13 protein-coding genes are annotated in these 14,620 nt (G+C 51.2%); 11 read left to right on the forward strand and 2 right to left on the reverse strand.

The window, feature by feature from the left end:
* Positions 1-34: 34 nt before the first annotated feature.
* On the forward strand, positions 35-883 hold the full coding sequence (locus ACTJJS_RS08730) for a 3-keto-disaccharide hydrolase (RefSeq protein WP_168872559.1): 849 nt from the start codon (positions 35-37) through the stop codon (positions 881-883).
* Between the two features lie 251 nt (positions 884-1,134).
* Complete coding sequence (locus ACTJJS_RS08735) at positions 1,135-2,355, forward strand: DUF4272 domain-containing protein (protein WP_440663370.1); 1,221 nt, start codon at positions 1,135-1,137, stop codon at positions 2,353-2,355.
* A 128-nt stretch (positions 2,356-2,483) separates the two neighbouring features.
* Here the strand turns inward: ACTJJS_RS08735 and ACTJJS_RS08740 are convergent, their stop codons facing one another.
* Positions 2,484-4,235 carry a DUF885 domain-containing protein gene (locus tag ACTJJS_RS08740; RefSeq protein ID WP_440663371.1) on the reverse strand — a complete coding sequence of 584 codons (1,752 nt, stop codon included), beginning with the start codon at positions 4,233-4,235 and terminating at the stop codon, positions 2,484-2,486.
* 322 nt (positions 4,236-4,557) lie between these two features.
* Between ACTJJS_RS08740 and ACTJJS_RS08745 the strand changes: the two genes are divergently transcribed.
* From ACTJJS_RS08745 to ACTJJS_RS08760, 4 genes are all read left to right on the forward strand, one after another.
* Positions 4,558-5,271 (forward strand): RNA ligase family protein, encoded by a 714-nt coding sequence (locus tag ACTJJS_RS08745; protein ID WP_440663372.1) that lies wholly within the window; start codon positions 4,558-4,560, stop codon positions 5,269-5,271.
* Positions 5,237-6,358, forward strand: a complete 1,122-nt coding sequence (locus ACTJJS_RS08750) for an AAA family ATPase (protein ID WP_440663373.1) — start codon at positions 5,237-5,239, stop codon at positions 6,356-6,358. The genes ACTJJS_RS08745 and ACTJJS_RS08750 overlap by 35 nt, the downstream gene beginning before the upstream one ends.
* A 117-nt stretch (positions 6,359-6,475) precedes the next feature.
* A complete protein-coding gene (locus ACTJJS_RS08755) occupies positions 6,476-7,024 on the forward strand; it encodes an RNA polymerase sigma-70 factor (RefSeq protein WP_440663374.1) in 549 nt (182 codons plus the stop codon).
* 9 nt (positions 7,025-7,033) lie between these two features.
* Entirely contained in the window at positions 7,034-8,152 is a 1,119-nt protein-coding gene (locus tag ACTJJS_RS08760; protein WP_440663375.1) for a FecR family protein, read from the forward strand.
* Between the two features lie 136 nt (positions 8,153-8,288).
* On the opposite strand, the gene dcd is transcribed toward ACTJJS_RS08760, so the two are convergent.
* The gene (gene dcd / locus ACTJJS_RS08765; protein ID WP_168872564.1) at positions 8,289-8,825 is read right to left on the reverse strand and encodes a dCTP deaminase; all 537 of its coding nucleotides are present in this window, start codon (positions 8,823-8,825) and stop codon (positions 8,289-8,291) included.
* Between the two features lie 108 nt (positions 8,826-8,933).
* On the opposite strand from dcd, the gene ACTJJS_RS08770 reads away from it, so the two are divergent.
* Genes ACTJJS_RS08770 through ACTJJS_RS08790 form a run of 5 tightly spaced genes read left to right on the forward strand, consistent with a single transcriptional unit; the run spans position 8,934 to position 14,604 of the window.
* Positions 8,934-9,554 (forward strand): 4'-phosphopantetheinyl transferase family protein, encoded by a 621-nt coding sequence (locus tag ACTJJS_RS08770; protein ID WP_440663377.1) that lies wholly within the window; start codon positions 8,934-8,936, stop codon positions 9,552-9,554.
* A gap of 38 nt (positions 9,555-9,592) precedes the next feature.
* Positions 9,593-10,096, forward strand: a complete 504-nt coding sequence (locus ACTJJS_RS08775; RefSeq protein ID WP_168872566.1) for a shikimate kinase — start codon at positions 9,593-9,595, stop codon at positions 10,094-10,096.
* Positions 10,089-10,481, forward strand: a complete 393-nt coding sequence (locus tag ACTJJS_RS08780; protein ID WP_168872567.1) for a DUF423 domain-containing protein — start codon at positions 10,089-10,091, stop codon at positions 10,479-10,481. The genes ACTJJS_RS08775 and ACTJJS_RS08780 overlap by 8 nt, the downstream gene beginning before the upstream one ends.
* Before the next feature lie 14 nt (positions 10,482-10,495).
* Complete coding sequence (locus tag ACTJJS_RS08785) at positions 10,496-11,914, forward strand: alpha/beta hydrolase family protein (RefSeq protein WP_440663378.1); 1,419 nt, start codon at positions 10,496-10,498, stop codon at positions 11,912-11,914.
* Positions 11,915-11,934: 20 nt separating this feature from the next.
* On the forward strand, positions 11,935-14,604 hold the full coding sequence (locus ACTJJS_RS08790; RefSeq protein WP_440663379.1) for a DNA translocase FtsK 4TM domain-containing protein: 2,670 nt from the start codon (positions 11,935-11,937) through the stop codon (positions 14,602-14,604).
* The last annotated feature ends 16 nt before the right edge of the window (positions 14,605-14,620 follow it).

Below are 14,620 nucleotides of genomic sequence, written 5' to 3' on the forward strand. Positions count from 1 at the left end.
ATGGATTATCTTAACCGGCCAAACTACAGAACATATGAAAAAGCTACTGACCACGTTATTGCTGCTCTCCGGCCTCCACAGTTATGCCCAGAAGGAAATAGCCCCCAATAAATGGCTGAAACTCTTTAACGGCAAGGATTTGAAAGACTGGGACCTTAAAATAACCGGTTATGATCTTAATGATAACTTTGGCAATACCTTCCGGGTGAAAGATGGCTATCTCACTGTCAGCTATGATAAATACGATGAATTTAAAGAAAGGTACGGGCATATCTTCTATAAAAAGAATTTCTCTGCCTACCTGGTGGTGGTAGAATACCGTTTCACCGGCGATCAGGTGAAAGGCGGTCCCGGATGGGCTTTTCGTAACAGCGGTATCATGCTGCACGGGCAACCGGCAGCTACCATGACAAAAGACCAGGACTTCCCCATCTCCCTGGAAAACCAGCTGCTGGGCGGTAATGGCAAAGACCCCAGAAGCACGGCCAACCTCTGTACGCCCGGCACCAATGTGGTCATGAACGGTAAACTGATCACAGACCACTGCATCAGTTCAACATCCAAAACCTATCATGGCGACCGGTGGGTGCATGTGGAAGCACTGGTACTGCGTGATTCCGTGATCAAACATATTGTGGAAGGCGATACCGTGATCGTCTATAATAAACCGCAAATCGGCGGTGGCAACGTATCGCACGCCGATCCCGCTGTGAAACAGGACGGTAAACTGCTCACAGAAGGATCTATTTCCCTTCAAAGTGAAAGTCACCCGGTACAGTTCCGTAAAGTTGAACTCTTTGATTTATCTCCTTACATCAATGATCCGGTGAAACTCAATAAAATTATCCACCTGTTGCAACAACGGAACAAAAGCGGCAAATAAAGCCAATGATGTCCGTGGCCGTGGCGGATGCGGCGGGTTCGGCCTCCTCGGGGGAACACAGCTGGCGGCCATCAGGGCCGCAGCTGTCAACCATACAGCACACCGGTAATTAACACGTCTGGTGATCATAGTTATGCTCCTTTTTTATTATACGAAGGCAATAATTATTCCTGACTACGGAAAAAATTGAAAACTCCAAAGGTTGATTTTTTACAGGTTTGGGCTACCTTTGGCCCCTCGAAAAAATTAGCATGGAAAATTGTACCCTCTACACGCATGAGGTAGATATGGGAAAGGTGTTGACGCGCATGCGTGCGCATTTCGATGCATCGGCCCTGAAAGTAAACGGACAGGAAGACAACTGGGAGAGTATTACCGTAGTTTCAAAAAAGAGACGTTTAAGAAAAGGCAATACCATTACAATCACTTACCGGCAACGGTCAGTGCCGGGCTACACCCTGGAGCACAGTGATGAGCCCATCATCGTTAATTTGCACGGCATGCACGCATTTGTGCAACAAATTGATGCTGATAATCAGGAGCTGAAACAACGGCTGCTGGCAAAAATCCCTACCATCAATACAGAAGTAGCCATCAAGGCTGAACCTTCGTTCAACGGAGATCTCCGCTCCGCCGTGATGGACCTGGCCTATGAGCTGGATGCTTTCTTTTTCTCCGAAGGCAATGTGATCTTCAATACCGATGTACAGGGCTTCTGGGATAAAACAGGCGCCTTGCTGCTGGACGTGAACGGTCATTCCACCGCTACCAATCTCAACGTCAATATCGAAGCAAAATATTTCGACAGCCAAACGCCTCCCTCCGCGGAAGCACTGGAAAGAAAAGCCCGTAGCCTGCAACAGCTGCAAGCCATGGGTGTCCGCTCCAGCGCCATGCTGCCGGCCATCGTCGATGAAAGTGCTGTCACGCTGCGCTCCCGCCAGGAAATAGCCGGAAGGGTAGCCGTCCTTACTGCTATCAACGGCGTAGCCTTCGGGCATCTTGCCGGAAAAGACGTGATCAGCTACCTGCAAAGAAACCAGCTGTGGGAACATACTTCACCGGCAGAAAGAAAATTCCTGGAAAATCCTACGGAAGAAGAAAAAACAAAGGCTACCTGGAAATGCGAAAGCATCTGGGTGCTCCTGTGGGCGCTCGAACTGGTGCCGGAACTGGGATATATGACAGACCTCTGTAACCTGGACATGGTGCCGGAAGAAGTATTCCCCTTCCGCGGGCTCTCCGGCGACGTGGCTTTCTTCTTTGAAAAAGCAACAAAATTACGCTCGGCAACGGCCATCCTGGATGCCAACGATCTCTATTACCGCGCACACTGGTCCTGCGTGGATGCCCGCCTGAAAAGCGAAGAAGCACCGGTACATCCGGGCGTGGTGTATGAAAGGCACTATGCGCTCAATTGGTTGATCAACTACCGCAATCAGCCATGGGACGAGGTTACATGTGACACCTGAGATAATTAGGGATTTTTTGATTTCGTGGACATAAAACAAGAAGACCGAAGCGAGCAGCTTCGGTCTTCTTGTTTTATTCGCGCTATTGATTCATGAATCAAAAATCGTAAATCAAAAAATCCCTAAATCTATTTCAGCATCAGCTGCCGGATATATTTCACCGGTGCGCTGCCATAGCTCAGGAACTTCTCATTGAAAGCTTTCAGGCTGTAGTCTTTGCCCATCTTCTTTTTATAAGCTTCCCGCAGGTCAATGATTTCCTTGTAGCCGGTGTAATAGCTGGTGAGCTGCACGCTGGTTACGCTGACCCTTCTCCATTTTCCTTCTGCTTCAGCCTGTTGCTGGAAGGCTTCTTTTGTGAGCAGGCGGATCGCATCTTCGCGGCTCATGTTTTTTACATGTACGCTGTAATCGAGGATGGTATTGCATACGGCACGCAGGTTCCATTTGTACCACATCAGCCACATTTCAGGCTCATTGTTGCCATAGCCGTTTTCCAGCATCATCTGCTCGGTGTACACGGCCCATCCTTCTATCATGGCGCCGTTGCCCATCAGGGATTTGATCAGGCTGGGTGACTGGTTGGCATATACCAGCTGGGTATAGTGGCCGGGAATAGCTTCATGGATATCCAGTATTTGCAGGATATAATGATTGTATTCGCGCAGGTAGCTTTCTGCTTTTTCTTTAGGCCATCCTTCAAGGCTGCCTACGTTGTAGTAGGTGTTGCCGCCTTTGTCGTACGGGCCGGGAGCGCTGATGGAAGCGCCGGCCACGCCGGCCATATAGGCAGGCTCTTTACGTACTACCAGCGGTTTGGAAGGATCGATGTACAGCAGGTCTTTTTCTTTGATGAAAGCAATCAGCTCCGGCAGTTGTTTTTCGATGGTGGCCTGGAATTCTTCCGGTTTCGCATGTTTCACAGACAGGGTGTCGATCACGCGGCGGATCAGCTCCAGCGGATCAGTTGGTACAGGCTGGCTGCCGAAGTATTTAGGCCACAGCTCACGGCTGATTTTAGCCATTTCTCCATGCACATATGTCTTGCGCGCTACGGCAGAATCGTAGATCTGCGAGGCGGTGAAAGACGACTGGATATTGTAGTTGAATTTCTGATCGTATAAAGGTTCGCCCAGGCGGAAGCTGCGCGGATGCTCAGGCTTCAGTGCTTTCAGCCATGCTGCGTAATCTTTGATGGCTTTCACGGCTGTCTGCGCGCGGGCAATCATTGTTTTCTTTTCCTCAGGGCTGATGCTGGTCTTTTGCAGCGAGTCTGCGAAGTCCTTTTCGAAAATGGACACGCCGCCATTGTTCTGGTCTGCTCCCAGTTCAGTGAGTTCCGGTACCGGGTTTTTGATTTGTTTTTTGGCTGCTTCGTAATAGGCCGGCACATTGCCCAGTCTGGCGGAGAAGCTGCGCAGCCTGGATTCCAGCGGTGCGTAGTTTTCGTTAAGAATGAATGCAAATGTATTGCTGACATTAAAGGAAGATGGGTCCCATTCGTTGTTTTTCAGTTCTTTAATGCCCCACTGGGATGACTTCAGATAGTTTTCTATCAGGTGATAATCTGTCTGGTTGGCATCGGAGAGCTTACTTAAGTCATACGTTTTGAGGGAATCCAGTTGCTGTTGGGCAAATGCAAGCGCGGCTTGCGCGGCAGCGCTGTCGGGTACGATCAGTACGGAGTCATATTGATGATAGCCTACGCTGGTGGCCCAATCAGGGTTTTCTTTCCAAAGTTGGCCGATAAAACGTTCCTGGTAGGCCTGAAATGCTTTGTTGAGCACACTGTCAGCCTGACCACCGCCCTGGGTGCTGTTGCCATTGTTACAGGCAATCATGGCCGCAGCCGCCGAGGCGCAAAGGAGTATCTTTCTCATGATGGTGAAGATTTTGTTGATTGTCGGCACCTAATATAAAGAATTATGACATATACAGCAGGATTATGAGGATGGACGGAAACAGAAATAAAAAAGTTCGCTATCTTTGCGGCTCATTTGTAAAAACAGCTTAAACCTTGCGCCATGTAATTTCACAGGCATATTAAACCTTCTGTCTTCGCCGTCCCGCTCCGGGACCGGCCTGTGAATTTTTTTGTCTAACCCGATTACGTTGCCCGGTTACAATGGCCCGCCTGTATGCACCCGCTGCTAAACAGCCCCCATTTGTAATTCGTAATTCGTAATTCGTAATTTCATTTATATGGCGATTTCCCAAAAATATGGCCGTACTTATCATTATCCGTTCTCACCGGGAACTACCAGCGATGACCGTATCCAGCATGACTACTGGGACTGGCTGGTAAACATACCGCAGCTGATACACACGGAGAAACTGGACGGGGAGAACAACTGCCTTTCCCGTCACGGCGTGTTTGCGCGCTCACATGTGGCGCCTACTACGTCACCGTGGACCGAAAGCATCCGCCGCTACTGGCAAAGCATTAAAAATGACCTGGGCGACCTGGAAATTTTTCTGGAGAACCTGTACGCTGTACATTCTATTGAATATAAAAACCTCGACCATCACTTCTATGTGTTTGGCGTCCGGGAACATGACCGCTGGCTGAGCTGGGAGGAGACCTGTTTTTATGCCTCCATGCTGGATTTGCCGGTGGTGCCGGTAGCAGGCGTTATAACGCCGCCGGCTGTACGGCAGGATTTCGAGCGCGACACGCTGGCACTGACTGGCGGCCGTGGCGCCTTTGACCCGCATGATGCCTTTACCGGAGAACCTACCGTGATGGAAGGTATCGTGTCCCGTAATGCTGCCGGTTATCCGGTCAGCGAATTTTCACATAACGTGTTTAAGTATGTCCGTAAAGGGCATGTGAAAACCGATCAGCACTGGACCCGCCATTGGCGCCGGGCCAGGCTTAACTATGAAGGAGGTAACCATGTGGCAGATTACAGATAATAAAGAATGGTCCGCACTGGAACAGCAGTTTGAATGGGTGCGGGTGATGGCTTCCGTACCGCAGGATGCCCGTCACCATGCGGAAGGTAACGTGGCCGTACATACGCAAATGGTACTGGAACAATTACAGCAGCTGCCTGCTTACCGGGAACTATCGCCCCAGGAACAGGAGATCATATGGACTGCGGCACTGTTGCATGACGTGGAGAAGTATTCCACCACCGTGCATGAGCCGGACGGACGGATCACTTCCGCCGGTCATGCCCGCAAAGGGGAGATGCGTGCCCGGCAGATATTGTACCGTGACATACCTGCGCCCTTCCACATCCGGGAGGAGATAGCCAAACTGGTACGGTATCATGGCCTGCCGCTATGGGCATTTGATAAAAAAGATCCGCAGAAAGCGGTGATCATGGCGAGCCTGGAGGTGAATACCCGCCTGCTGGCCATGCTGGCCCGCGCCGATGCGCTGGGCCGCATTTGTGACGACCAGGCTGACCTGCTGTACCGGCTGGACTGCTTCGAGGAATTATGTCGTGACAATCAATGCTGGGGCGTGCCCCGGGCTTTTGCCAATGCAGCGGCGAAGATGAACTACCTGTTGAAAGAAGGCGTGTCTCCGGACTATGTGCCTTACGAACAGCCGCTAACTCAGGTTGTCATGATGAGCGGACTGCCCGGCGCAGGTAAAGACACTTATGTGCAACAGCATTATAAAGACTGGCCGGTCATCTCCCTGGATGATATCAGAAGGGCCCTGAAAATAGCGCCCACCGATAAAAACGGCAATGGCACCGTGATACAGGCCGCCAAGGAACAGGCGCGGGAATACCTGCGTAAAGGACGTTCCTTTGTTTGGAATGCTACCAACATCACCCGCCAGATGCGGGAACAGCTCACTGGTCTGTTCTTTACTTATCATGCGGCTGTTACCATTGTATATGTGGAGGTGCCGGCATCCCGGCTGCTGCAACAAAACAGCAGGCGCGAACATGTGGTGCCGGCAGCCGCGATGGAGCGGCTGATCAGCAAACTGGAAGTTCCCTCGCTCACAGAAGCGCATGAAGTGATCTGGGAGGTCCGCTAAAAATAGTATGGGTAAAAAATTATGGAATGATTATCTTGGCCCGCGCTTGTGAGATATATCCATGTTTTTTACCCATATTGTTTAATAAGAATTGTTGGGCCAACCATTTAACAACGTATGCAGGAGACTCCTTTTTCGTTGGAGCAATTTGAATTGTTGTTTAAGGAACATTTCAAACCATTAGCCCTGCTGGCATATAGTGTGGTAAAAGATAAAGATGTTGCCAGGGACATAGTGCAGGAATTCTTTGTGCAGTTTTGGGAAACGCAACATACCATACTGTTAAGGGGACCTTTTGAAATCTATGCCGCCCGCACGGTGAAGAACAGAAGCCTTAATCATATTGCCCGGCAGGAAGTACAGGACAAACACCGGCAGCTTTTTGCCGCCATGCCGCCGGAAGCTCCGGATGCCGGCGATGGGGACAGGGAGCAGTTTTTCCAGCGGCTATCGCAGGCGATCGACTGTATGCCGGAGCAGCGCCGCCGTGTTTTCCTCATGAGCGCCGCAGACAATAAAAAATATGCGGAGATAGCCCGCGAACTGAATATCTCCATTAACACGGTCAAATTTCATATTAAGGCAGCTTATGTTTTTTTGCGGAATGAAGCTTTCTCTCCGTTATGGATCAGTGTTTTCATTTTTTTGAAAAAAATCTTCCTGTAGTACCTGCTTATGACAGAAAATCAACCATCCCCCGAGTGGGAAAAGCTTGCAGCCAAACTGGAAGCATCCCGGCAGGAAGGGCCGCTTTCGCCGGATGAAGAAGCGTATTTCGATATCAGGGATGCGGCAGAAGGCTGGCAGGAAATAGCCTTGCTGGACACCGCTGCAGCATGGCAGGAAGTGGCTGTGAAGATAGAACATACACACAGAAAAAGATATGCCGTTAATTGGTTCCGGGTGGCCGCCGCCGCGGTAGTCACCGGCCTGATTGCAGGAGGTGCGGTATTCCTGTTGAAACCACCGCATCACCAACCCTCCACCCGCACGGTGGCCCAGGCTGCGGGGAATCATCAGGTGCAACTGATCACCGGCAGCGGCGCTACTGTTGTGCTGGACACAGCCACACAATTCAGGGAAGCTGACGGCACCAGCGTTGCCGCCGGTAAAAACAGCGTATCCTATCAGGCCGCCCAAACTATTGCCGCGCCTGTGTTTAACACGCTGGTGGTGCCCCGGGGGCATACCTATAAAGCGGTGCTTGCCGACGGCACACGGGTATGGCTCAACGCCGGTTCACGGCTGCGCTTTCCGGTGGCTTTCTCCGGCAATGCCCGCGAAGTGGAACTGCAGGGAGAAGCCTGCTTTGAAACAACGCCCCAGGCCTCGAAACCTTTCCTCGTAAAAGTCGGCGATGTGAAGGTGACAGTACTGGGCACTGAATTTAACATTAACGCCTATACGAATAATACTTTTATCACCCTGGTGTCCGGTAAGGTAAAGGTAGACGCAGGCGCACTCGCTAAAGAGCTGTCTCCCGGCCGGCAGGCGGTTTATAGACAGGGAAACATGACCGTCGCCCATGTGAACGCAGAGCAGTTCACCGCCTGGAAAGAAGGCCTCCTCGTATTTGACAACGAAAGCCTGGGAAATATCATGACAAGACTGGGCCGCGAATATGACTATACCATCCGCTTCGACAATGCAGCGATGCAACAACAACGGCTTGGCGCCAACCTGGAAAAATCGCCCTCCGTGATGGAAGTGCTGATTTTGCTGGAACAAAGGGCGAACGTTCATTTTATGATAGATCAACCCAAACGTACCATCACCGTAAAACAGCACAAATAAAAGACGAACACGTTGTAGCAGGATGTGTTGCTGAAAAACAACCCAACTGACGACGGTAATGCAGAAAACAAAGGAGCGAAGACCATACGGTCTTCGCTCCTTTGTTTTTTATGTAGCTTGATGAATACGCGGTCGACTAGAAGTCATTCCGCCACATCATGCTTTCCACCGGCCTGATGGTGCGGCCGTTGTATTTGGCGTTACCTTTTTTGTTGTACATGGTTTCCACTTCTCCTTCCACCACAAAGTAGATCAGCTGGCCGATCGGCATACCGGCATAAACCCTTACCGGCTGCGCGCAGGATATTTCCAGTGTCCAGGTATTGCAGAAGCCTACGTCGCCTTTGCCGGCGGTAGCATGGATATCGATACCCAGGCGGCCGGTGCTGGATTTCCCCTCCAGGAAAGGCACATGGGCGTGGGTTTCGGTGTACTCCAGTGTTACGCCGAGGTAGAGGGTGCCGGGCTGCAGCACATAGCCTTCCTCAGGAATTTCGAAATGTTCTATTTCATTGTGTTTGCGGGCATCGAGGATACGGTCTTTGTACGTAGCCAGGTATTTGCCCAAATGTACATCATAGGAATTGGTACCCAGATATTTCCGGTCATAAGGCGAAATAACGATGGTGCCTTTTTCAATTTCTTCCAATATCCGTTTGTCTGACAGGATCATGTTAGGTGTTTTAGTAGTAGCAAGAAAGGTTACGGCATTTTAAGGGAAGCGTTAAAAAGCTTTAACCTTTGCTGTTATTTCTGCTTTTTTGCTTTAATTTGGCAAGATATGCCATTAATACGTACCATACAAATTGATCCGGAAACCAGGTTGGGCGTGTGGAGCATAGAAGAGCCGGAAAATTTCTTCCGGGAACGGGTAAATATCAGTCCCGGCATCCATCATCCACACAAGCGGTTGCAGCATTTGGCCGGGAGATACCTGCTGGTGACCCTCTTCCCGGAATTTCCGCTGGAGAAGATAACCGTCAGCGATTCCCGTAAACCCCTGTTACTGTGCGACAGCTTCCATTTTTCCATTTCCCACTGTGGTGACCATGTGGCCGCCATCGTGAGCGCCAAAGGCGCCGTAGGAATAGATATCGAAGAGGTAAAAGACAAAATAGAAAGGGTGTCCCATAAATTCCTCTCACCCGGTGAGCGGGACTTTATCGATCCCCGGCACTCCCTGCCGCATAAAACAATCTGCTGGAGCGCCAAAGAGGCCATGTTTAAATGGTATGGACTGGGCAGCGTTGATTTTAAGGAAAATCTCGTGTTACAACCCTTTGTATATCAGTCAACGGGTTTTATCACCGCTAATTTTGTGAAGCCGGATTCAAATACCCGGTTATATTTGCAATATATAATGGAAAACGGTTTGTGCCTGGCATGGACCCATCCGGTGTGAGGAAAGGCATTTTACTAACTGTTGCGTTATTTTGACTTATGAAAATATTCTTGCTCGGCTTCATGGGAGCCGGAAAATCCTATTGGGGAAAGCAGCTCGCAGATCATTGGGCAGTGCCTTACTACGATCTGGACGAGGTGATTGTGGAAGCGGAAGAAATGGCCATCAGCGACATCTTCGCAACGAAAGGAGAGGATTATTTCCGGGAAAGGGAAAGTATGCTGCTCCGGGAGCTCTCACGCCAGGAAAATTTCCTGATCTCCTGCGGCGGCGGCACGCCCTGCTTCCAGGATAATATGGATTTCATGAACGAAAAGGGTACCACCGTCTGGATCAACCCTCCACTGGAGACCATGGTGGAAAGGCTGACCCGCAAAAAACATAAACGGCCCCTGATACAGGACCTCGATGATCAGGACCTGGCCGACTTCGTGGAGAAAAAACTGGCCGAACGCAGACCTTTCTACGAACAATCCAGGCACATCATTTCATCCGATAACATTACATTGGATACCTTTACGAAAAATATCGAACATGCATAAAGGCTTTTTAGTTTGGGCAGCTGCTTTCGGCGCGCTTGCAGTGATTTTAGGCGCTTTCGGCGCACATAAACTGAAAGAACTGGTGCCCCCGGAAACAGTATCTACATTTCAGACAGGCGTTACTTACCAGTTCTATCATGTGTTTGCACTGCTGGCAACCGGCATCCTCTTTGCTCATGCTCCGGGCAGCCAGCTGGAATGGGCCGGCAGATGTTTCATCATCGGCATCTTCCTGTTCTCCGGCTCCCTCTATGCGTTGACCATGCTCAAAGCCACCGGCAACGTAGGCCTGAGAGGAATCGGCATTATCACCCCCATCGGAGGCCTGGTGTTCATCGCTGGATGGATATCACTGCTGCTGGGACTACTGAAAATTAAAGCGTAAAAAGCAAAACGTATATGCATAAAGGATATTGGTTGCTGTGGATGTGTATGGCATGGTGCGTTGTTGCCACGGCGCAACAAACAAAAGATATCAGTGGTAAATGGTACGGTATAACCAAATCCTACTACGGCGATAAACAACGCCTCACCGTGGTGCTCGAAAAAGAGGGGGAAGGCTACAACGGGGAACTGCAAAATCCCGATCATGACGATGAAGCCATCACCCTCGATCATATTATCTACCGCGGAGACACGCTGCTGCTCCGCATAGATACTATCCAGTTCGCCTATACAGGCGTATGGAACGCTGCGGAGAAACAGTTTGAAGGCATCTTCTCCTGGGGCAGCATCAAAGGCACCTTTAATATCTCCCGGAAAGAGATCAAAAGAAGCGATGTCTACAAACGGCCACAGGAGCCTCAAAAGCCGTATCCGTATTTTACGGACGAGGTGAAGTTCGACAATACCCACGACCACGTGTCTCTGGCGGGCACATTCACCCGGCCGGCAGCATGGGGACGTTATCCGGTGGTAGTCCTGCTGAACGGCTCCGGCCCGCAGGACCGCAACGATGAAAACGCCGGCCACAAAACCTTCCTGGTGCTGGCCGACTTCCTCGCCCGCAACGGTATTGCCAGCCTCCGCTTTGATGACCGCGGCGTAGGCGGGTCCGGCGGCGTATATGCCAACGCCAATATATACGACTTCGCCAACGATGCCAAAGCAGCGCTCGAATACCTGAAAACAAGAAAAGACGTAGATCCGTACACGATAGGCCTGCTCGGCCACAGCGAAGGCGCGATTGTTGCACAAATCGCTGCGGCAAACAATAAGTCGGTGGCTTTTGTAGTTTCTTTGGCAGGGCTGGGCGTTACCGGCCGCGAAATGGTGGACCAGAAAGTGGTCCTCGACGGACGGATGTCCGGCGCTTCAGACGAGGAAATAAAAGACCGCCTGCAACGGCTCAAACCCTACTGGGACGCGCTGGCCAGCGATACCAATTATACTGTGGCCGCCACCAGGGCTAAAACCGTGCTGCACGATATCTACCGTAACTCACCGGACGAAATCAAAAAACAAATGTCCGAAGAAGAGTTTACCAGCGATATGCACTTCGACCGGGAACTGTCATCAATTTTGTTATATAAACCGCTCGATTACCTGAAACAGATCAAGTGCCCGTTCATGGCTGTCAACGGCACCCGCGACCTGCAGGTAGAGGCGACCACGAACCTGAACGCCATAGAACGCGCCCTGCGCGAGAATGGGAATATGCTTGTCACCATACGGAAGTTCGACGGATTAAACCACCTGTTCCAACGTTGTAAAACCTGCACTGTAGCGGAATACGGCGATCTGGAGCAGACCATTGATCCACTGGTGCCGGAATTCATCGCACACTGGATACTCCAGTTGCCGCCAAGGCCCAGGTAATCCCAACTTGAAGTTAAATTATGTCCAAGAATAAACTGAAAAACGAAAAACCGGAGAGCAAAAAACCGAAAGCCCCCGCACCCAACCCTGAAGTGCTGAAGAAAGACAAGGAGGCCGAGGTAAAAGTAAAGGAACTGGTAAAGGATGAACGTACCCACAAAGTAATGGGTGTGTTCTTCCTGCTGCTGTCTGTCTATTGCTTTATTGCTTTCACCTCCTACCTGTTTACCTGGGAAGATGACCAGGACAAAGTATTCCGTTACACTACCCGTGAACTGCTCATCGGCGATGTAAAAGTGGACAACCTGCTCGGCCGCCTCGGCGCCTACGTGTCACACAATTTTTTCTATAACGGAGTGGGCATCGCGGCATACCTGTTCTGCTATTTCTTTTTTATCATCGGCGTCAATTTCATTGTAGGCAGGCGTGTATTCCGCGTTTGGCGCAATGTGAAGTATATGATCTTCGGCCTGCTGTTTATCAGTATGGCCATGGCTTTTGTCACCAATGGGGCTGATTTCCCGTGGGGCGGCGCACTGGGCAATGCCCTCGACAAATGGACTTCCGGGTTCATCGGTAAAACCGGCACCGCGCTGCTGCTCCTCGTGGCAGGCTTCTCCTGGCTGATCTGGAAATTCAATTTCGATTTTAAATGGCCGGAGAAAAAAGTAAAACCGCCCAAACCTGCACCGGCAGCACCGGTGGTGCCAGTCTCTCCTGCAGTGGCCTCCACGGCCGTTCCCACACCAGTGGCAGCTACGCCTGCGCCGGAAGCGGCCAAAGGCAACGCCCTCAAGGGCGACGGCGGAGTGGTGGTCATCCCGCCGCATGAGGAAGGTCCGGAGGAAGAAATTCCTATGACCCTGATCGAAAAAGATGACGAAGTGACCGTTATCCCCGCTGCTCACGCGGCTTACGTGCCGCCGGTAGCCTCACCGGCGCCACCTCCCGTAGCTGCACCCGCACCGGAAGAGGAAGAAGAGGAGCTGCCTGAGGAAGAGGAAGAAGATCCCGGTCCGCTCCTGTATGTGGAAGACGTGGAAGAAGAGCTGCCGGCACCACCGCCACCACCTAAGAAGAAAAATCAGCCGGAGGAAGTGGCCTTTGAAATCAAGGAGACTTTCAAGGATGAAGAAGATGAGGTGGAAGAACTGGCGACCGTACGTCCTGTAGTGCCTGTAGATCCCTATGATCCGTCACTGGACCTGCGCGATTACCGCTACCCGGGCCTCGACCTGCTGGAAAACCACAACGCTGATAAAGTAGTGGTGCAGGATACAGGTGAGCTGGAGAAAAATAAAAACCAGATCATCGATACGCTCAAAAACTACGATATCTCCATCCAGAAAATCAGCGCTACGGTAGGACCTACGGTGACGCTCTATGAAATAGTGCCCGCCGCCGGCGTACGTATCTCCCGTATCAAAAACCTGGAAGATGATATCGCCCTGAGCCTGTCGGCCCTGGGTATCCGTATTATTGCACCTATCCCGGGCAAAGGCACCATCGGTATCGAGGTGCCCAATGTCAAAAAGAGCATTGTATCGCTTAAAGCGCTGCTGGCGTCGGAGAAATTCCAGAACAGCACCATGGACCTGCCCATCGCTATCGGTAAGAAGATCGACAACGAAAACTTCATCGCCGACCTGGCTAAAATGCCTCACCTGCTGATGGCGGGTGCCACCGGCCAGGGTAAGTCCGTGGGCATCAACACCCTGCTGGTGTCACTGCTGTACAAAAAACATCCTTCCCAACTGAAGTTTGTGCTGGTAGACCCCAAGAAGGTAGAGCTGTCGCTCTATAAGCTGATTGAAAAGCACTTCCTGGCCAAACTGCCGGGTGAAGAAGATGCTATCATCACCGATACCAAAAAGGTGATCCACACGCTCAACGCGCTCTGTATAGAGATGGACCTGCGGTATGACCTGCTGAAGGAAGCAGGTACCCGCAATATCCGGGAATATAACGCCAAGTTCACCCAACGGCGCCTCAATCCGCAGAAAGGACATCGTTACCTGCCGTTTATCGTGCTGGTGGTGGATGAGTTCGCCGATCTGATCATGACAGCAGGCAAGGAAGTGGAAATGCCGATTGCCCGCCTGGCCCAGCTGGCCCGTGCGGTGGGCATTCACCTGATCATTGCCACGCAACGCCCGTCTGTAAACATTATCACTGGTACCATTAAGGCCAATTTCCCGGCCCGTGTGGCCTTTAAGGTGTCTTCCAAGATAGACTCCCGCACCATCCTGGATATCGGTGGCGCTGAACAGCTGATCGGACAGGGGGACATGCTGGTATCGTTCAACGGGGAACTGGTACGTTTGCAGTGTGCCTTTGTGGACACACCGGAAGTGGAGAGCGTGGCGGAATTCATCGGCAACCAGAAAGGTTACCCTGATGCCTTCCTGCTGCCTGAATATGTGGATGATAAAGACACCGACGGCAAAGAGCTGAGCCTTGCCGACAGGGACCCGCTGTTTGAAGAAGCTGCCCAGGTGATCGTACAGACCCAGCAGGGATCTACTTCCTTGCTGCAACGACGGATGAAACTGGGTTACAACCGCGCAGGCCGCCTGATGGACCAGCTAGAGTCTGCTGGTATTGTGGGCCCCAATATGGGCTCCAAAGCCCGCGATGTGCTGGTGAAAACAGATTCGGAATTACAGGAAATTCTTAATGATTTGTTATAATATATTAAGAAGACAG

Origin of the sequence: Chitinophaga sp. 22308 (assembly GCF_052045305.1) — a bacterium.
Taxonomy (GTDB): Bacteria; Bacteroidota; Bacteroidia; order Chitinophagales; family Chitinophagaceae; genus Chitinophaga; species Chitinophaga varians_A.

Coding starts and splice junctions, on each gene's coding strand:
- ACTJJS_RS08745 (WP_440663372.1), top strand. CDS start 4,558: ATGGCGATTTCCCAAAAATATGGCCGTACTTATCATTATCCGTTCTCA.
- ACTJJS_RS08750 (WP_440663373.1), top strand. CDS start 5,237: ATGAAGGAGGTAACCATGTGGCAGATTACAGATAATAAAGAATGGTCC.
- ACTJJS_RS08740 (WP_440663371.1), bottom strand. CDS start 4,235: ATGAGAAAGATACTCCTTTGCGCCTCGGCGGCTGCGGCCATGATTGCC.
- ACTJJS_RS08760 (WP_440663375.1), top strand. CDS start 7,034: ATGACAGAAAATCAACCATCCCCCGAGTGGGAAAAGCTTGCAGCCAAA.
- ACTJJS_RS08790 (WP_440663379.1), top strand. CDS start 11,935: ATGTCCAAGAATAAACTGAAAAACGAAAAACCGGAGAGCAAAAAACCG.
- ACTJJS_RS08785 (WP_440663378.1), top strand. CDS start 10,496: ATGCATAAAGGATATTGGTTGCTGTGGATGTGTATGGCATGGTGCGTT.
- ACTJJS_RS08775 (WP_168872566.1), top strand. CDS start 9,593: ATGAAAATATTCTTGCTCGGCTTCATGGGAGCCGGAAAATCCTATTGG.
- ACTJJS_RS08780 (WP_168872567.1), top strand. CDS start 10,089: ATGCATAAAGGCTTTTTAGTTTGGGCAGCTGCTTTCGGCGCGCTTGCA.
- ACTJJS_RS08770 (WP_440663377.1), top strand. CDS start 8,934: ATGCCATTAATACGTACCATACAAATTGATCCGGAAACCAGGTTGGGC.
- ACTJJS_RS08755 (WP_440663374.1), top strand. CDS start 6,476: ATGCAGGAGACTCCTTTTTCGTTGGAGCAATTTGAATTGTTGTTTAAG.
- dcd (WP_168872564.1), bottom strand. CDS start 8,825: ATGATCCTGTCAGACAAACGGATATTGGAAGAAATTGAAAAAGGCACC.
- ACTJJS_RS08735 (WP_440663370.1), top strand. CDS start 1,135: ATGGAAAATTGTACCCTCTACACGCATGAGGTAGATATGGGAAAGGTG.
- ACTJJS_RS08730 (WP_168872559.1), top strand. CDS start 35: ATGAAAAAGCTACTGACCACGTTATTGCTGCTCTCCGGCCTCCACAGT.